The sequence below is a fragment of the Paenibacillus sp. J22P169 genome, from assembly GCF_059691995.1.
In genome coordinates, this window is record NZ_JCAUAO010000001.1 from 2,349,194 (window position 1) to 2,368,028 (window position 18,835).

An 18,835-nucleotide genomic window follows, 5' to 3' on the forward strand; every position below is an offset into this window, starting at 1 on the left:
CTTTATATCAACCGCTCTTCACCAAGGCGCTTGGCGGTAGAATTTGCAATTAGAATAAGGATTATGCTTACAACTGTTTTGAAAATACCTGCCGCAGTGGCCAGCGAATAGTTGCCTTGAGCAATCCCGTACTTTAGAACGAAAATATCAATCGTTTGCGACCAGTCGACGATCAATCCATTGCCGAGCAGGTACTGAATTTCAAAGCCTGCATCCAGAATATGTCCGATGTTCATGATTAATAGAATGATAAATGTCGACTTGATCCCAGGCAGTGTGACGTACAGGATCTTCTGGTAACGGTTTGCACCGTCGATTCCGGCAGACTCATACAGCGACGGATCAATCGAGGTGATAGCTGCAAGGTAAATGATGGTATTCCATCCCACCTCTTTCCATACATTAGACAAGCCCACAATCCCCCAAAAATACTTACCTTGACTAAGCCACATCACAGGTTCCTCAATGAAGTGCAGCTTCATCAACAGCTGATTAACGATACCATCATCAACGGATAGGGAAGTCGCTACAATACCCGCAGCAATGATCCACGACAGAAAATGAGGCAGATAAGAAATCGTTTGGATGGACCGTTTCCAGAAACGAACTTTAATTTCATTCAGTAAAAGAGCTAAAATAATGGCTGTTGCAAAGCTAAGAACCAAATTGATCATACTCATGGCAAGCGTGTTGCGAAGCACTGTCAAGAACGTATCATCTTGAAAGAGAAATTTAAACTGCTTCAACCCCACCCACTGCTGTTTGGAAAATTTCAAAGCCGGACGATAATTCTGGAACGCCATCAACCAGCCCCAAATCGGTACATAATTGAAAATAAGAATATAAATCACGATGGGAAACGACATCAGAATTAACTGCTTCTGATTTTTGATCGTCTTCCAACTTAAACCGACGCCGATTTCCGGATCAATTTTTTGCTTTTTCTTTGGTCTTTTGGACAGTATGGTCACGGCCATCGACATTCCCTCCTAGGAAGTAAAGCGGAGAAGACCCTGAGTCTCCCCCACTCTACTGCATGTTCTATTCTCTTATTTGCTGCTCCAATTCTTAATACGCCAGTTAATTTGTTCATTGATACGATCTTCGATGGCTTTGAAATTGCTTTTGGAAATCTGATCCACATATTCCTTCCATACACCATCAAATTCATCCGGTTTGACCATAATAGCTTTCGGCAAATATTTGACGGCAAGGTCTTCCATCTTCTGATTGGCCACTTTGGCTGGTGAACCATCCACCAGATCAATACTCCACGCTGGGTAGTATATGGGATTTTCCACAGGTGATTTGAAGAACTCTGCCCATGTCTTATGGTTGTATGCCTTCAGCACTTCCTGATCCTGCGGCTTCAAGCTGTCGAAGAATTCCTGTGGCTGTGATCCTGCATCAGTTGCATTTCCGTCACTATACGACCCTTGCATCTTAGGCAGGCCACCCAAGAACGCTTCCGCTTTATTCGCTAGCTTCCATGTATTATCGTCTGCTTTCGCACGCTGTTCAGGCGTACGGTAGAACTTACCATCCTTCACCTCATAATCCTCGCCTTGAATACCCCATTGGAGTGTCTTCTGCCAATCTTCGGTCATAAGTGTGTCAAGGAATTTGATGATTTGAACCGGATCCTTGGCTTTCGTCGAAATCCCGAATCCGCGGTTGATGTTCAAAACTGGACGGTCACGGTAGTGCTCTGTGGCGCCTGGATATAAGAGCGGGAACCCGACGTATGTGCTGCCGAATTTACCTTGTGATTTCAAAGAATTTTCTCCATCGTTAAAATTCCATTGCTGGTCGAACATCCCAATGACGCGACCACTGGCAATTTTAGCTAAGTACTGATCGTAGTTCTGTACCAGTGCTTCCTTATCCATCAAGCCTTGCGCATTGATCTCATTCAGCTTCTTGTAATAGGTCTTGGCAATATCCTTGTCAGCAAAAATTTGCGCTTTCCCGTTATCGACGATAACACCGCCGTCATTTGGGTAACCAGCTAAATGCTCTGGCGGATTAAGCAGCGGGAATTTTCTCCAGTCAAAGCTCAACGTCTCGAACCCGATCATATCTGGATGTTTCGCTTTGTATTTCGCAATGATATCGAAATATTCGTCCAACGTTTTAGGAGTTGGATACCCCATTTCCTTCAGGACATCCTTTTGCAGGTAAAAGCCTGGTCCTCCATACGTAGTATCGTTAACTTGACCACTGAACACGCCGTAAGCCGGCAGAGCATAAAGGTGACCGCTTGCAGGATCCTTGGCCTGATTCCACACGGAGGCATAGTGCTTCTTCAAATTCGGTGCGTACTTCTCAATCAGGTCCTCGAGGGGAATAAAAGCACCGGCAGCAATTAGTTTATCATCCCCAGACATAATATCCGCATAATCACCGCCGGCAATCATAACGCCCATCTTCTGCTGCAGGTCACCGACAAGAAACTCCATTTTTAGGCTAACGCCAGTTTTATCTTTAATCATCTTGTAGATCTTGTTGTCAGGAGTCGGCTGTTGACCAGGGCCACCAATGAACACAGATAATGTAACTGGCTTAATCGCGTCGTTTTTCGTTGCTGCAGGACTTGTCTGACTACCGCTAGGCGAAGGGGTGCTACTTGCCGCATCCTTCGAGTCGGTGCATCCTGTCAACGTTAATCCTAGAGCCAGAACAGGTACCATTGCTGCTAAAACAGGTCGTTTTATTTTCTTAACCATTTTTCTAATCCTCCCTTATTCTCACCATCAAGATGCATGTTTGTATAGGTCAATCATTTATTTGCTTACACTATTTATTATACGCATCAAGAATGCGCTTACAATTCACAGAGTAAAGATATTACCCCTATGAATTACAGCTGTTAATATTCAGTTTATGAAACTATTCTACACTATACAAAGTCAAGACCACGAATACAACCATTATGGGAGGATCGAATATGGAAACAAATATCCTAGTTAGCGGGGCGAGTTTCGCCGGCCTCTCAACAGCCTACTGGATGAAGAAGTTAGGCTACAATGTGACCGTTGTTGAAATCGCCGAAGGTCTCAAAAAAGGCGGTACACCTGTCAATATCCGAGAAAATACTATCGATATCGTGAAACGTATGGGGCTGTTTGACCAAATCCTGCCGAACAGAATAACCATGGAGCTGGTGGAATTTAAAAATTCTGATGATATCACTGAAAGATTGCACTTCGTTCAAAATGACAGTGAGCAGCTTGCGGTAGATGAATATGAAATCGAACGAGATGTATTGCTGAACATGATGTTCAAGGCTGTCAAAGATGATGTCGAGTTTATTTTCGGAGATAGTATAGCGTCTTTAAAAGAAGAAAGTAACGGCGTCGACGTAGCTTTCACGGGGGGGCAAAAGCGCTCGTTTGACCTGGTATTTGGCTGCGATGGTATTCATTCGGCCGTCAGAAAATATTGCTTCGGCGAGGAGGCAGAATTTTCTCATTTCCTTAAAACGTATTTCTCTATCACGATCGTGGATAAGTTGTTGATTCGGGAGAATACAACACAGATGTACAATGAGCCGGGCAAGGCGGTCATGCTGAACGCCTACAACAATAAAACTGATATCCTCCTTTGCTTTTTTTCGGAAAAGGAAATCCCTTACGACTACCGAAACGAAGAACAGCAGCGGAATATCATTTTGAGTCAGTTTTCTGGAGTAGGCTGGCGAACGTCGGAATTGCTGGAAGAAGTGAAGAACTCGAAAACTTTTTACTTTGACAAGCTGTGCCAAATGAAAATGCCGTCGTGGACAAAAGGCAGAGTAGCGCTAGTCGGTGATGCTGGATACTGTGCCTCTCCAGCTGCTGGCATGGGTGGATCATTGGCCATAGATGGGGCGGCCGCTTTGGCGGATGCTTTCCAAAAATACCATGGTGATTATGAACTTGCGTTCCAAGAATACAATAAGAGTTTCCGTCCTTTCATCGAGGAAGTGCAAGCCACTGCGGAAAAATTTGGCATAGAGTATCTAGTCCCACGAACGGAAGAAGCCATTCGCGAAAGATATTCGCAAGAAGTATAACGCCAGCATTGCGCTCATGTAAGAACTTTTGTTCAATAAAACAGCAGCAGTCTAGGACTTTATTTTCTCGTCCATGGCTGCTGCTGTTTTGTATTTCTGGGTTATTTGTAACCCGATAAGTATTCACCATGATGGGGAACATAGTGGTTTAAGTCGAGTGTATGAATGGGTGCCCGGAAGTGGTAAACAACCTCTTATTCCTCAAACGTTCGATACAACATAACGTTTACCGCTTTCGACATGGAACCCGATACAGCCGTTCCCCATATCGGAGTAAGTCACTTCTTCGCTATCTAGCGTTACCCTGACCATTTGCTTGGCTAACACTTTGCAAGTCTGCGTTATTGAAGCTGTGATTTCCGCCTTCGACAAGGAGCCGTCGTTCCATTCCAAATCGATTTCATAGCCTCCTCTGCCCCGCAATCCTTTGACAAACCCGTCTTTCCATACATCGGGCAATGCCGGCAGGAATTCCAAATAGTCTTGATGCGATTGCAGCAGCATCTCTGCGATTCCTGCTGTTGCGGCAAAGTTTCCATCGATTTGGAAAGGAGGATGCGCGTCAAACAGATTGGCATAGACGCCGCCTCCGTTACTCATCGGCGCGTCTCCCTTTACAAGCGTTAACAAATTCGAGATTAGGCGCTCTGCACGATTGCCGTCCTTGAATCTTGCCCATAAGCCGATTTTCCAGCCAAGGCTCCAGCCCGTTCCTCCGTCCCCTCTGATTTCAAGCGATTTTTTCGCAGCTTGAAACAGATCAGGAGCAGACTGCTCCGTAATAAGTCATAAAATGATTGCGGCCAATTAGTAAAAATCCCGAAAGTTTCATTTACAATTTTATCATTAAAATGAACATCACTTAGTTAGAAAAAAATATTTAGAAATAATTCTACGCATGCATAATTATACAATTCATTATTTGATCCTAAACATTCCTTCAATATTGTTATTAATTAGTTTTGTTATTACGACTGTCGTACTCCACCTGTCTACCGTATGGGGAGCATATCACTTTCAAGAGAGCCTGTTATCCATTATTTAGAGTTCATATATTTACGCATATCAAAAGCTACCGCAGCAACAATAATGACACCTTTAATGATCAACTGCCAATATGGACTAATACCGATAAACGTCAGACCGTAGTTGATAACACTGAAGATCAATACCCCTGCCAGAACGCCCGGAACCGTTCCGATACCACCGGAAGTCGATACGCCGCCAACTACGCAAGCCGCAATCGCATCAAGCTCGTACATATTCCCATAGTTGTTCGTTGCACCCCCGGTTCTTGCTGCTTCCAGCACCCCAGCCAATCCATAAAGCGCGCCTGCAATGGAGTAGATGTAGATCAAGTAACGGTTTACGTTGATCCCCGAAACGACTGCAGCGTGAATGTTACCGCCGATGGCATACATGTATTTCCCAAGCTTTGTTTTGTTAAAAACAATCCAAACGATAACCGCCACGACGATGGCAATACTAACGATATAAGGAATGGAGTAAGTCGAACTGGAACCGATTGCACCAGTACCGAGCTGGCTGAAGTCAGATCTCAATCCGCCGATCGGCTGGGACTGGTTCGGTTTCATATCAAAATACAAGGAGTTGGCACCGTATACAGCTACCATCGTACCGAGTGTTGCGATGAACGGCGGAACTTTAAACTTAGCGACGATAATCCCATTGATAAAACCAATCAAAAGTCCGGCTGCGATCGCAATCAGAATTGGCACAAGCAGCGGCAGATACGGAAGGTCCGGGAAAAATTTGCGGCCGTAATCTTCCGTTTGCAGCATCGCAGCCGAGATAACGGCACTCAAACCGACGATTCGTCCTGTCGAAAGGTCGGTACCTCCCGTAATCAAGATAAAGGCTGCGCCCAAGGCAATAATGACACGCGTAGACGACTGCAGCAAAATATCACGAAAAATACTGACGGATAAAAAGCGCGGATCATAGATCGTAATACTGATAACTAGCACAATAAGTACGATATAAATGGCATATTTACTTATGAATCCGCTAATGTCTCTGGACTTTATTGTTCCTGTTTTTGCATTCATGATTTCTTAGCCCTCCATTATGCCGTATGCTGTGCAGCAAGGCGCATAATCTCTTCTTCTGTTGTTTTATTTCCTTCTACGATCCCCGTAAGGCGCCCTTCACACATAACCATGATTCGGTCTGACATCCCAAGCAGCTCAGGCATTTCAGACGAGATCATGTTAGAATGAATAGAACAACAAGAAGAATGTGAGGAAGAGGGGAGAAATCCAATAAAAAAAAAACAAAATCTGTGATATTCCAGAATTAATTAGAAAACGGAGCCCGCGAACCCTCGGTGCTCCGTTTTTGTTGTTTCAAATTTCATTAGAATTTGGTAATCTCAGCGAAAATGGCTATTTGTTGCAGAATTCGTTAGAAAAAAAATTCCCAACCTTTTTAGAGAGTATGCATAAATATACACTATGTCTTTAAAGTGCGGTTACAAGCCTATGCACATATTCAACTTGCAGACACCGTTTTTGTTTTTGTTTTTATTACGATGGATGATCAGCTGCAACTACTGTACCGTAACAATACTGGTATCATCAGAAGACATTCTTCGTGAATCCATCCTGCCATATCGATAGCCACCTTCATTATTAGCTCTATCTTTCTAGTTAAAGTTCTTTTGAATTTCTTCACCTCGTAAATCGGTTCCGGCAAGTACCGATTTAACAGCCCGAAGCCAACCAGCATATCGCCTCTCTCGAATTTGAGAATCAATTGCGGGTTTATATACACTAGAGTCCCTATATAATCGTTTAATCTCATTCTCAGAGTTCCATACCCCAGTGGCTAGGCCACCTAAATAAGCCGAACCCATCGCTGACAATTCGGAGACACCAAAACGTAAGACTGGTCGACCTAATAAATCCGCTTGGAATTGCATCAACAGTACGCTGTCCGCTGCGCCACCATCCGCGAATAAACCCTGGAGCCGTATCCCCGACTCCGATTGAAGCAACTCGATTGCATCGCGCACTTGATAGGCGATACTCTCCCAGGCAGCACGAACGATATGCCCCCTACCCGTTGAACGGCTCATTCCCGTAATGGCCGCCCTTGCATCTGGCTGCCAATAAGGGGCACCGAGGCCAACAAATGCAGGCACCAGATAAACATCTTCATGTTCAGGCACTTCTGTAAGCAGTTGCTCCATCTCATCAAAACTACAGAATAGCCCCAAGTTATCACGAACCCAGTTAAGACTGTCACCGGACGAACGGATCACTGCTTCAAGTGCATATGTTATCTTGTCACCACGTCCCCAGGCAATAGTTTGAACAAGTCCTCCATCTGCCGCTGCGGGCCGATCTCCGACATTCATTAGTACTGATGTTCCCGTACCATATGTTGCTTTAGCTTCTCCCGGCGCATGACATAAATTGCCGTACAGAGCTGCCTGCGAATCTCCGATGACGCCAGCGATCGGAACACTCGCTCCAAGCCAGTCCTGTGAATCCGTATAACCTAGTACTTCATCAGACGATTTTACTGAAGGCAGAAGATTAGAAGGGACTCCAAACAGAACACACATGTCCTCATCCCATTGGAGCGTGTGGATGTTAAACAATGAGGTTCGACTTGCATTCGTAAAATCAGTTGCATGAACACTTCCCCCCGTTAACTTCCACACGAGCCAGGTGTCCATCGTTCCTGCCAACAATCTTCCTTGTTTTAATGCCGCTTGTGCATGTTCTGAGTGCTGCAGCATCCAAGACCATTTGGTCGCCGAGAAATAGGGATCGATCATCAATCCCGTTTTTTCTTTTACCGACGCCTCGTGCCCTTTGGCTTTAAGGGAAGCACACATTTCCGATGTACGCTGACACTGCCACACGACAGCATGATGGACAGGCACCCCTGTTACTCGATCCCAGAGAACGGAAGTCTCCCGCTGGTTTGTCACTGTCAGAGCTGCAATGCTTTCGACGCCTATACCCGCTTGCAAAAGCGCATCGAGAGCACATATCTTTACATTATTATAAATTTCAATGGGATCGTGCTCCACCCAACCAGGCGAAGGATAAATCTGCCTGTGTGGCACAGAACTCCTTGAAACCACACCGCCAAGGCGATCGACGATGAAGGCCTTTGTGCCAGTAGTACTCTGATCAATAGTCAAAATGTATGATTTCATGATTCCCATAATTAGGTGCCTATGAGATCCAAAGCGATTTGTTTCAGATCATTTGCAGTGATCCCGTAGTGCGCAAAAACTTCAGATGTCTTGCCAGCAATTGCAGGCTCATCAGGGATACCCACGATCCTTACAGGAACAGGCTGATGTTGGACGACAACTTCAGCAACTGCGCCGCCCAGCCCGCCATGGATACTGTGTTCCTCTACGGTAATGATGCGTCCAGTCTCACGGGCTGCCGCAATGATCGCCTCTTCATCCAAAGGCTTAATCGTATGCATATTTAGAACTCGGCAGGAAACCCCTGCTTCTCGAAGCGCAGCTTCAGCATCGAGCGCTATGCGAACCGTTTCACCAGCCGCTATGATGGTTACATCCTTACCTTCTCGGAGCTTGACCGCTTTACCAATAACGAAATCGTAGTCGGCCGAATCGTAGACGTCCTCAACAGGATTCCGTCCGATACGCATGTAGGCCCCCCCCTCGTATTTAACAAGCGCCTCCGTCATGAGCTTCGTCTCGTGACGATCGGCCGGCAGTAAAACGGCAAGCCCAGGAATAGCCCGGGTAACAGCAAGGTCTTGAACCGAATGATGCGACATTCCGAGCGCCCCGTAGCTAACGCCTCCGCTGATTCCGACTAATTTTACATTGGTTGCGGAGTAAGCGACGTCCACTTTGATTTGTTCAATACTTCGCATGCTAAGAAAACATGCGGGTGAGGTTACAAAAGGCTTCTTGCCGCTATGCGCGAGGCCAGCGGAAATACCAACGATGTTCTGTTCAGCTATTCCTACCTCAACGAATTGTTTAGGGAAGTTCTTGGCAAAAGGTGCCATCGCTGCTGATCCACGTGAATCACTGGTAAGTACCATGATATCGTGATCACTACTCGCAAGATCCGCCAAGGTCTCGCAAATTACCTGTCGGTTCGGTATCGTGTTTACCATCGTTTAGCGGACCCCCATTTCTAGTTTCAAGCTATCTATTATTGCGGACAGCCCTTCCAGTGCCGTTTCCAGCTCCTGATCGCTTGGCACATGATGATGCCAGTGCGGGACATTCTCGGCGAACGAGACACCTTTCCCCTTCACGGTATTCGCCATGACGAGCGTCGGCTTTCCCTTTACTTCGGGTATCGAATCGAATGTACTCACGAGTGCATCAATGTCATTACCATCCACAGTGACCACATGCCATCCAAACGACGACCACTTCTCCTCAAGAGGTTCTAAGCCCATGACATCTTCCGTAGAGCCGCTAATCTGAAGACGATTACGATCAATAATGCCAACCAAGTTTTCAAGTCTATAGTGAGAACCCGCCATGGCTGCTTCCCAGACAGAGCCTTCCGCCTGCTCACCGTCTCCCATTAGGCAAAAAACGCGGTAGTTTTTGTTGTCTCTCTTACCCGCAAGAGCCATCCCAACGGAAATTGCAAGACCATGTCCAAGCGCACCTGTGTTCATCTCGATGCCTGGCACCTTATTATTGGGATGACCGATGAGCTTCGTACCAAACTGGCTAAAAGTGGAGAGTTCCTCCTTCGGAAAGAACCCGAGATCGGCTAAAATACACCATAAGGACTCGACCGAATGACCCTTGCTTGAAATGAAGCGATCGCGATCATCGAGTTTTGGATTCAGGGGATCGATTTTCATAATTTGATAATATAAAACCGTTAAAATATCCGTATTGCTTAATGAACCTCCGGTGTGCCCTGTCTTCGCGCCATGAATCATCTTCAGTAAGTCCATACGGATCTGCGCTGCTTTAGCTTTAAGTGCCAGCGTATTTATACCGATCACCTTCCTACTCAAAAAAATTATAGTTTTGAACCGCGCAACCATGCCTGAATTTCACGTTCGGTAGGGTCAACCGGATCCGGGGTGAGTCCAGGGATGTAGCTGCAAGCCTCGTAAAGAGCAGGAATAACGTTGGCATGAATACCTACTGAGTGATGTACATAGGGCCCCTTTACGAGCTTTTCTTCCCAAAGCGGCCAGTCATTTACTTCCACCCATACATAGGAACCACGCGTATACGGCCCTTTAATTCCCTTGGCTTTGCCAAGGAACAATTGATATTCGTTATTGTCGCCGTCAAAACGGGCGATCGTCATCCCGCCCCCGCGAATCTCACCTTCATGCGTACCCGGAGCATGATCATCGAACAGGAAATGCTTTCGTAATTTCGGCTTATCCTCAACGGATAGAGAAACGGGGAAGTTCCCGCAGTGGAAAAGCAATTCGCCGTTATCATTCTCAGGATGACGTACCGTAATATCCGCAAAAAAGGTCGGATGGACATTCATTGCCGCTGCCTGTACCATGACAGAGGTAATCGCACCATGGATATCCGTCTCGCAAGTTACGGGGATCTGTTCATCGGTCAGGATCGCATTGGCCAGACATGGCATGATCCCCATCGCATCTTGCAGCGAAGACCAGCATTGGATAGCAATCGCCGTACTGCCTGTTTTTTCAGCATAATGTTTCATCGCGACCTTCAGGGCTGCAATTCGGCGAACATCCGCTTCCGTTACTTCGGACCAATCCAGTTTTGCCTTTATATAGTCAATTGCCGTCGTCAGATCAGAGCTGTTACCGTTCTCAATTTGCTTTGTCGCGCGTTGAATGTCCACCAGTGTTATCGGATAAATTTCGATGCCAAATCGCTCCAACAGTTCGCCCTCATTGCACATCATGGTCCAGAAAGAGGCCGGTCGCGGCCCTATTTGCAGGATGCGTAGGTTTGTGAACTGTCGCACGACGTTGGCTGCCGCAACGAAGTTAGTAAACCCGCGTTCGAACACCGGATCGTTGACTCTCGAATTCGTTACATAAGTAAAAGGAACGTTGAACCGACGAAGTACCTTACCCGTAGCAAATAAGCCACATTGGGTATCGCGTAAACGCATACCGTCAGCAAGCGGGGCCTCGTCGCGCGGTCCCCAAAGCAGAGCCGGTTTGCCAAGCGCTTTTCCTACGCGGGCTACTGTATCCTCGGTACCAAAATTACAATGAGGGAAAAATACGGCATCCACGCTTTCCTGTTTAAACCGGTCTATGATCAAATCGGCGTTGATATGGTCATCGTACAGTAGTCCTTCCTGATTAAGACCTTCAAGATCGACAATATCGATATCCAAACCAAAACTTTCAATCTTCTCTTTGATCAGCACTTTGTAGCGAAAAGCATCTTCAGCGCTAAACACAAACCGACGTGTCGGCGCGTAACCAAGCTTCAATTTTCTCATATGGTCACCTCTTACATATTCTGCTTTTGCTTAATCATTTAACAAATCAGCAATTTGTACTGGCTGTCCCGTCCGGATAGCACGGTTCGCCGCAATTCCAACAAGAATTGAACGGGCCCCGTCCAAGTGATTAGCCGCCCTCTTAAATCGGTCATCTATCGGCTCCCCGAATATATCGTTCAGCAGTACCGGATCTCCTCCGCCGTGACCGCCAACGCCGTTTTCCACTTCAACTTCATAGGGCTTATCAAACATCGGAAACATGCGAATCTCTTTATTTTTTATCGCACCTTCAAGCGCTTTGTCTCCGCCCGAATTAACATACGATTGCTCCATAATTGTCATCTCAAGTCGACCTTTGGTTCCATTAAAAGCAATTCGATAACCTTCCCAAGGGGAATAGGCGTTCAAAGAATAAGTCAGTATAGCCTTATTCTTATAGCGGACAAGAACCCCCATTGTATCCTCAATGTTAATGCCGTCACCAAAAACATGTTGATCGCGAAGATAGCCGTCTTCGTGTTCAGCGTCTAAATACATGGCCTTCAACCGTCCGTTTCGGTCCAAATGGAGTGCGAACGGGTCATCCTCAGCAAGCGGATTACCCGTTGCCCTGTTGTAATATTGGGTAACGCCGCGCTTCTCTGCATTTTCCCGCCCATAAAAGAGCAAATCACCAAGCGCAAAGACCGTTTCCGGTTCCGAACCGATCCAAAAGCTGACAAGATCGAAGTGATGCGTCGATTTATGTACAAGCAGCCCGCCGCTGTTTCGCTTATCGCGGTGCCAGCGCCGAAAATAATCAGCACCATGCTTCGTATTCAACAGCCATTCGAAGTGTACAGAGTTCACTTTACCAATGGCGCCTTCTTCGATTAGTTCGCGGACTTTCGTATGGTGAGGAGCATACCGGTAGTTGAATGTAACGCGAACATTGCGTCCCGTCTTAGCAACAGTATCAAGAATATGACGACATTTTCCCTCGTCTATCGTCATTGGTTTCTCCGTAATCACATCGCAGCCAAGCTCCATCGCACGAATGATATAGGTATGGTGTGTGCGGTCAACACTAGTGACGATGACGGCATCCGGTTTCTCTATTTCAATCATGCGATCGAATGCATCCGCTTTGTAAGTGCGTACCTCAGGGTAATCGTATTTTTGCTCCAACTGCTGCTTCGCATAATCCATACGGGTCTGGTTGACGTCACATAACGCCACCAGCTCCGTCGTTTCCCGAAAGTCGGTTGCAATGGCTGAATAAAAGAAACGTGCCCGACCGCCAGCTCCAACTATCACGTACTTCTTCTTGATCGTCATGCGTTTCACCCTTTTCATGAGGATTATTAAAATCCTTAAACTGTAGCATCGAGCGTAATCAAATCGCTTTCAAACATGTAGCGGCCCGCCCCGAGTCTGAAACGGCTTTCCTCTTCCGTTTTGTTAAGCGGCTGACAGCCCTCTACGTCCCAAGCTCCTGATTCATTCTTGATGTTATCAATGGCGTACACACGGCCGGGAATATAGACCGTAGCCGTCGTATTAACGGGGATCGACACTTCAATCCGAAATGCCTTTGAAGCGGATACATTCCATGCCACCTCAATGGTTCCATATAAGGAATCATAGCTTGCTTTGACCCGGTTCAAGCGCCCTCCCGGTCTTGGCCGGATAATGGTATGTTTAAAGCCGGGTTCATCTGGATCTGCCTCGATGCCTGCCATGTAACGAAACATCCATTCTCCCACCGAACCAAGGGAATAATGATTAAAAGAATTCATAGACGGCGTTTGAAACCCGTTATGCTCTGTCCATCCGTCCCAACGTTCCCAAATGGTTGTGGCTCCATGCTTGATTGAATACATCCAGGAAGGGAATTCCTCCTGAGTGAGCAGCGTATAGGCAACATCCAGCTTATGATGCTCCGTTAGTGCAGGCAGCAAATATCCGACGCCAAGGAAGCCCGTCGACAAGCGGTCTCCTCTCGCTCGGATATCAGCGGTCAGATGGTCGGCGGCCTGATTGTTTTGCTCTTTCGTCAACAACCCGAACTGCAGCGCGAGGACATACACAGCTTGTGTTTCCCCGCGAATACGTCCGTTTTTACCCACAAACGTATTCTGAAATGCTTTGGCAATTGCCGCAAACAAGGATTCATATTTTTCTTGCTCCTGTTTGCGCCCCAGAATCCTGGAAATTTTCGCCATCAACTTTGTGCTGTAAGCAAAATATGCTGTCGCCAACACTTCTTTCGGTGTATCCGCATCAATCGATAACCAATCGCCATAGTCGGCATAATTCGGACGCACGAAATCTTCACTGTTGTCACGGAGATAGTCCACCCAACCCGCCATCGCTTCAAAATTGGTTTCCAGTATGCGAGTATCACCGTACATCACATATAGGGTCCATGGAATAATGACGCCTGCATCGCCCCATCCGGCATTGTCGGGTGCGAACCAGTTCAGGTTCGTATTCCACATTTTATGTCGGATCCATCCTGCGTCAGGCGCCACGTCTGTGAAAGCACCCGACGGCTGCTGGCAGTCGACCATATCCTGCATGTATTTCGTGAAGAAGCGCGACACATTCATGTTGTATGCCGCCGTGCGGGCAAAAATTTGCGTATCACCGGTCCAGCCCAGCCTCTCGTCGCGCTGCGGGCAGTCCGTCGGCACGGAGAGAAAATTCCCCTTCTGTCCCCACGTAATGTTGGCATACAGACGATTAACCATTGCATCATTCGTCTCCAGCCGTCCCGTCTCAGGCATATCGGAGTACACTACTTTACCTATAATAGACTCCAAATCCGGTTCGCCGGGGTAACCAATCAGTTCAACATAACGGAACCCATGAAATGTAAAATGCGGTTCGTACCGTTCCTCCTCAGTCCCCTTCAAAATATAATGGTCCTTCTGCACAGCTACCCGTAAGTTATCCAAATATAAGCTGCCGTCTGGATTCAACATCTCGGCATGGCTGACGGTCACTTTGTCTCCTTTCGTCCCCCTGACCTTCAATTCCGTCCAACCAACCATATTCTGTCCCATATCATAAATGAATGTGCCTTCTTCCGTGCGGCGAATAGAAACAGGCTTTCGATTTTGCATGATACGAACCGGCGGTTCAACCGTTCCGACTAGCAAACCGTTGTATCCAGATCGAACGTCAGGCGTCTCCCAGGCGGCTGTAACCGAGTATCCAGCTTGATCCCAGCCAGTCGGCTCCAGACGGGCATCGTAAGTTTCACCCTTAATCAGATCGGAATAAAGGATCGCTCCATTAGCCGTTTGCCACGACGAATCCGATACGATTAACTCGCTCGTACCATCAAGGTAGTCGATTCGTGCTTGGAGCAGCAAAAAAGCTCTTTCCCCATACACATGTTTCCCAAGAAAACCGACAGTACCCGCGAACCAGCCGTCGCCCAGGATGACTCCGAAGACATTTTCGCCTACTGTCAATTCGTCGGTAACATCGTAAGCCTGCACTTGTACGCGTGTGTCATAATCCGTCCAGCCCGGAGCGAAAAGTGACCCGATCCGACGACCGTTTAGCCGAAGATTATACAAACCAAGCGCAGTTACGTACACGAAGGCACGTTTCACGGGTTTCATAAGGTGAAAGCTTTTACGCAAATAAGGAGGCGGTTGCAGCTCACCTCCCATTTCCGACTTGCGCCCGATCCATTTCGCTTTCCAATCCGCTCGTGACAGCAGACCCATCGACCAGTGGGCGTTCTCACTCCATGCCGATGCTTCCCCGTGACGATCCCAGACTCGGACTTTCCAATAGTAGGACTCTCCGGAGCGTAGAGTCTCCCCTGCGTATTCAATATGGGTCGATTGATCAGATGACATTCGTCCGCTATCCCACATATCGGCCTTTCCTTGATCAAGCAGCTCCTGCGTCGAAGCGACCAGTACTTGATAATAATCCTGAACAGCAGAACGTTCGCTCGATTTAAGTCTCCAGAATAGCCGTGGCCGTCTAACATCGATCCCTAGCGGGTTATGTGCATATTCCGTTAAACATTCAACAATGGTTAAGCTCACAGTTATCCCTCCGTAAGAATTAATCTTTCTAGATAGTATTATAGAAGGTGATGAACTTGCAGTTATGGGGGGATCGATAATAGTTTATAGGGCAAAATCATTAACCTTAGAGAATTAACGATTCAAGCTGATCTATAAAAAAAAAGAGATGAATGAAACAACCTATAAAGTTGAAATCAATCACCTATTATGTCGGGACGATTTTGTATTAAAGTCAAGAAAAGCATAATTGTAATCTCGTTTCATTTTTGTCAAACCCTATTTGAAATCGATTACATTTTTTTGATGAGTGGTTTGAAGGGGGGAAACGACTTAGCAACCCGCTCAAAGAGCGAACCAAAGGAGGAATTAGTTTGAGAAAATGGCCATTATTCATACTTTCCGTCTTCATTTGTTTTACAATGACGCTGAATATCGCAGCAGCATCCCCCGTTGCCGTAACGGCATCGTTAGACGATACAACCGGAATCGTCACCGTCTCCGGCAACTCGGGCTTGGCAGGAGAATATTTCGTAACCGTGCAAGTCCGTGATCCGCTTAATCGTCTTGCTTATTTGGATCAGGGTACAAGCAATGAGGCAGGAGACTATCTGTTTCGTTTTCAATTGAACACAAGCATCTTTGGCACATACTCTGTTTCTGTCGGCGGGGAAGCCGTTGTCTCCAAGACTGAGTTTGTTGTGCGCGATAAGACAGCGCCAGTAACGACCGCAGCCGCAAGTCCAGTTGACGGTAGTAACGGATGGTACGTTACAGAACCGACTGTGACACTTTCTGCGACGGATAACGTTTCAGTGACCCAAACGCTATACCGAGTGAACGGCGGTGCGTGGAACATCTATACGCTGCCTGTCACAGTATCCGCAAACAGCGGCAGTTATTATTTTGAATACAAAAGCATCGATCAAGCTGGAAACGAAGAAGCAGTCAAAACGCTGACACTGAAGTTGGATAAAGAATCGCCGTCCGCAAGCGTCACATTAGATAAGGAAACGCTGTGGCCGCCGAATAAGAAGCTGGTCTCCGTGACTGCTGCGGTATACGCATTCGACCCCATTTCAGAGATCGACTCCATCGTTCTTACCTCCATTACGAGCAACGAACCGCTCCAGCCGGACGATGTTCAGGATGCGCAGTACGGAACATTCGACACGACGTTCACTCTCCGTTCGCAAAGAGCCGGTGCAGGTTCCGGACGGGTATATACCATTACCTACACGGTTACAGACAAAGCCGGGAACCTCTCTACAGCTGCTGCGACGGTGATCGTGCCTCATGACCAATCCGGCAAAAATAAATGATGACCTATCGGAGGTGTTAATTTGAATAAGAAGTCCATGCAAAAATTATTTCAGATCGTTATCGCTCTTACGTTGATCAGCGCGCTTTTTGGAGTTAACCCTAATGAAACAAGGGCATTGGCCGCTGAAGCACCGGCTGAAGACGGATGGAACGTGCTCATTGACGACAATTTTGAGGACAAGCCAATCAGCACGGATGCGGAAGAATTAGGCTATCTTGTATACGAGCCCATGCTTGAGGAGGGGAATGCCGGCAGCCTGAAAGGTGACGCTTCTGTGCTCAAGGCCCCAGGTAAATCAGGCAACAGTCTGTATGTATACGATAATTATAATTCGGTTAGCAATGTCGCATATCGAAATCATACGAGAATTGTCAAAACGTTTGAGAAGCAAGAAGGCATTGTCGTTGCGGAAGTTTCCTTCATGCAGCCAGGGCCGCAACACGAAAGAACGAAGGTATTGAACCTGTTAAGCAGCAGCGGAGATTACATCGCTAGAATAACCGCTGATCCAGCACAAGAAAAATTCGTGTTCGATGCCAAGACAGGACCTGATAATATGTATCCATATGAACCAAATCGATGGTACAACATCAAGCTAGTCGTCGATATCGTCAATGATCAAGTCATGGTTTATGTTGACGGCAACCTTTGCTTTTCCAAACAACCGACTGTCGAAGTCCGGAGCGCCGGCTCCACCACAAGCGAGAAAATCAAACAAAACGTCGCGATGCTGGAAATGCTTACGTCAGGCGGATCGCCAAATCCGGTCAATGCGTTCTATGTATCCCATATCAAGGTATATGCAAAACCGCCTGCCGTGTCTCCTGCAGCTCCTACTGGAGTTACAGCGTATCCACGGGATAAAGAAATCTATGTGGAATGGACTCCGTCGGCAAGCGCCAGAACGAATAACGTCTACGTGGCCACCAAACCGGACGCGGCAGACTCAGAATATGTCAAAGTCATTGACAAATATAACAAAAAATTTGTTCCCAACGATTATGTATCGATTACTAAGCTTGGGACATCATCCGGAAGTCCGCTGCTTGAGAATGGGAAAACGTACTATGTGAAAGTCACCCAAAACACCAGACTCCTGGCAAAAGGGACCGACTCGGATAATAATGAGAGTCCTCTCTCCTTGTCGCAAGCAGTTGCCGTTACACCGAGCCCCAGAAAAGTTTTGGATTCCACCGCTTCGAGCGTCATCCAGAATGTTTACGTAAACGACACCAAAAACATTGCAGACTGGTCGGTGCATAGCGGTCTGACTGAAGGCAGCTTGCCCTATGGCGATTCGCAAAGTGCAATAACCAAATTATCTTCAAGCTACACCGGGGTCGATTGGATTCAATCAGCAAATGCTTCCAACGCTTATACAGCTAGTGAGGTACTCACCACTTTTACTGTTGCTGATGATACGGACGTTTTTGTCGCTATGAGCCAGAAAACCATGGAAGCCAATATTTCATGGCTGTCGTCATGGACCAAAACGGGTGATGTCATTGAACTGGATGGCGGCTCAGAGGTCTTCGATTTATACAAGAAGAGTTATGCTGCGAATTCGCAGGTAGCGCTAAACAAAATCGGGCAGACAGACAGCAATGGCTATTTCGTACTCGTAAGAGCCCGTTCCATCCAGTTAAACTCCTTTGCGTTTATGGACTGGAGCGGTAACAAAATTTCCAAGTTGTCTCCGGGGATGAACGCGACGGCCAAAGTTGAGCTTACGAATAACACGGCTGAGAATCGAGCATTTGTTGTAATCTGTGCGTTGTACGACGATAGTAATCGACTAGTTACGTATACTTCCGCATCCGTCACCACGCGCCCAGGGGAAAAGAGAACATTAAACACCGGATTCAAAGTTCCCCAGGATATAGCTGGATATCGGGCAAAGGCCTTTATTTGGGACAGCATTAAAACCATGAAACCTTTGTCGAACAATATAACGATTCAATAAGATACGAGG

13 protein-coding genes and 1 pseudogene are annotated in these 18,835 nt (G+C 46.9%); 3 read left to right on the forward strand and 11 right to left on the reverse strand.

Features of this window, described 5'->3' with window-relative positions; all coding sequences use genetic code 11:
* Positions 1-2 precede the first annotated feature (2 nt).
* Both AC58QG_RS10940 and AC58QG_RS10945 read right to left on the reverse strand, forming a co-directional pair.
* Positions 3-977, reverse strand: a complete 975-nt coding sequence (locus AC58QG_RS10940) for an ABC transporter permease (RefSeq protein WP_497362078.1) — start codon at positions 975-977, stop codon at positions 3-5.
* A gap of 72 nt (positions 978-1,049) precedes the next feature.
* Positions 1,050-2,726 (reverse strand): type 2 periplasmic-binding domain-containing protein, encoded by a 1,677-nt coding sequence (locus AC58QG_RS10945; protein ID WP_497362079.1) that lies wholly within the window; start codon positions 2,724-2,726, stop codon positions 1,050-1,052.
* Positions 2,727-2,947: 221 nt separating this feature from the next.
* Between AC58QG_RS10945 and AC58QG_RS10950 the strand changes: the two genes are divergently transcribed.
* Entirely contained in the window at positions 2,948-4,054 is a 1,107-nt protein-coding gene (locus AC58QG_RS10950; protein ID WP_497362080.1) for an FAD-dependent monooxygenase, read from the forward strand.
* 201 nt (positions 4,055-4,255) lie between these two features.
* Here the strand turns inward: AC58QG_RS10950 and AC58QG_RS10955 are convergent, their stop codons facing one another.
* From AC58QG_RS10955 to AC58QG_RS10995, 9 genes and pseudogenes are all read right to left on the reverse strand, one after another.
* Complete coding sequence (locus tag AC58QG_RS10955; protein ID WP_497362830.1) at positions 4,256-4,837, reverse strand: glycosyl hydrolase family 95 catalytic domain-containing protein; 582 nt, start codon at positions 4,835-4,837, stop codon at positions 4,256-4,258.
* A 254-nt stretch (positions 4,838-5,091) separates the two neighbouring features.
* On the reverse strand, positions 5,092-6,123 hold the full coding sequence (gene mglC, locus AC58QG_RS10960; RefSeq protein ID WP_497362081.1) for a galactose/methyl galactoside ABC transporter permease MglC: 1,032 nt from the start codon (positions 6,121-6,123) through the stop codon (positions 5,092-5,094).
* Positions 6,124-6,140: 17 nt separating this feature from the next.
* Positions 6,141-6,284 (reverse strand): annotated as a pseudogene (locus AC58QG_RS10965) (ATP-binding cassette domain-containing protein); the annotation flags it as partial.
* Between the two features lie 435 nt (positions 6,285-6,719).
* Positions 6,720-8,255 (reverse strand): glycerol kinase GlpK, encoded by a 1,536-nt coding sequence (glpK, locus tag AC58QG_RS10970; protein ID WP_497362082.1) that lies wholly within the window; start codon positions 8,253-8,255, stop codon positions 6,720-6,722.
* A gap of 2 nt (positions 8,256-8,257) precedes the next feature.
* A complete protein-coding gene (locus AC58QG_RS10975; protein WP_497362083.1) occupies positions 8,258-9,196 on the reverse strand; it encodes a transketolase family protein in 939 nt (312 codons plus the stop codon).
* A 3-nt stretch (positions 9,197-9,199) separates the two neighbouring features.
* The gene (locus AC58QG_RS10980) at positions 9,200-10,045 is read right to left on the reverse strand and encodes a transketolase (RefSeq protein ID WP_497362831.1); all 846 of its coding nucleotides are present in this window, start codon (positions 10,043-10,045) and stop codon (positions 9,200-9,202) included.
* A 26-nt stretch (positions 10,046-10,071) separates the two neighbouring features.
* Positions 10,072-11,505, reverse strand: a complete 1,434-nt coding sequence (locus tag AC58QG_RS10985) for an L-fucose/L-arabinose isomerase family protein (RefSeq protein ID WP_497362084.1) — start codon at positions 11,503-11,505, stop codon at positions 10,072-10,074.
* Positions 11,506-11,535: 30 nt separating this feature from the next.
* Complete coding sequence (locus AC58QG_RS10990; RefSeq protein ID WP_497362832.1) at positions 11,536-12,825, reverse strand: Gfo/Idh/MocA family protein; 1,290 nt, start codon at positions 12,823-12,825, stop codon at positions 11,536-11,538.
* Between the two features lie 35 nt (positions 12,826-12,860).
* Entirely contained in the window at positions 12,861-15,560 is a 2,700-nt protein-coding gene (locus AC58QG_RS10995; RefSeq protein WP_497362085.1) for a glycoside hydrolase family 78 protein, read from the reverse strand.
* 353 nt (positions 15,561-15,913) lie between these two features.
* Here AC58QG_RS10995 and AC58QG_RS11000 point away from each other — a divergent pair, with 353 nt between their 5' ends.
* Together AC58QG_RS11000 and AC58QG_RS11005 are read left to right on the forward strand one after the other, a co-directional pair.
* Positions 15,914-16,861 (forward strand): OmpL47-type beta-barrel domain-containing protein, encoded by a 948-nt coding sequence (locus AC58QG_RS11000; RefSeq protein ID WP_497362086.1) that lies wholly within the window; start codon positions 15,914-15,916, stop codon positions 16,859-16,861.
* Positions 16,862-16,897: 36 nt separating this feature from the next.
* The gene (locus AC58QG_RS11005) at positions 16,898-18,826 is read left to right on the forward strand and encodes a hypothetical protein (RefSeq protein ID WP_497362087.1); all 1,929 of its coding nucleotides are present in this window, start codon (positions 16,898-16,900) and stop codon (positions 18,824-18,826) included.
* Positions 18,827-18,835: the final 9 nt, after the last annotated feature.

What these genes read in the sequence shown, in the direction of transcription:
- mglC (WP_497362081.1), bottom strand. Translation starts at nt 6,123, where the DNA reads ATGAATGCAAAAACAGGAACAATAAAGTCCAGAGACATTAGCGGATTC.
- AC58QG_RS10990 (WP_497362832.1), bottom strand. Translation starts at nt 12,825, where the DNA reads ATGACGATCAAGAAGAAGTACGTGATAGTTGGAGCTGGCGGTCGGGCA.
- AC58QG_RS10985 (WP_497362084.1), bottom strand. Translation starts at nt 11,505, where the DNA reads ATGAGAAAATTGAAGCTTGGTTACGCGCCGACACGTCGGTTTGTGTTT.
- AC58QG_RS11005 (WP_497362087.1), top strand. Translation starts at nt 16,898, where the DNA reads ATGCAAAAATTATTTCAGATCGTTATCGCTCTTACGTTGATCAGCGCG.
- AC58QG_RS10940 (WP_497362078.1), bottom strand. Translation starts at nt 977, where the DNA reads ATGGCCGTGACCATACTGTCCAAAAGACCAAAGAAAAAGCAAAAAATT.
- AC58QG_RS10945 (WP_497362079.1), bottom strand. Translation starts at nt 2,726, where the DNA reads ATGGTTAAGAAAATAAAACGACCTGTTTTAGCAGCAATGGTACCTGTT.
- glpK (WP_497362082.1), bottom strand. Translation starts at nt 8,255, where the DNA reads ATGGGAATCATGAAATCATACATTTTGACTATTGATCAGAGTACTACT.
- AC58QG_RS10975 (WP_497362083.1), bottom strand. Translation starts at nt 9,196, where the DNA reads ATGGTAAACACGATACCGAACCGACAGGTAATTTGCGAGACCTTGGCG.
- AC58QG_RS10950 (WP_497362080.1), top strand. Translation starts at nt 2,948, where the DNA reads ATGGAAACAAATATCCTAGTTAGCGGGGCGAGTTTCGCCGGCCTCTCA.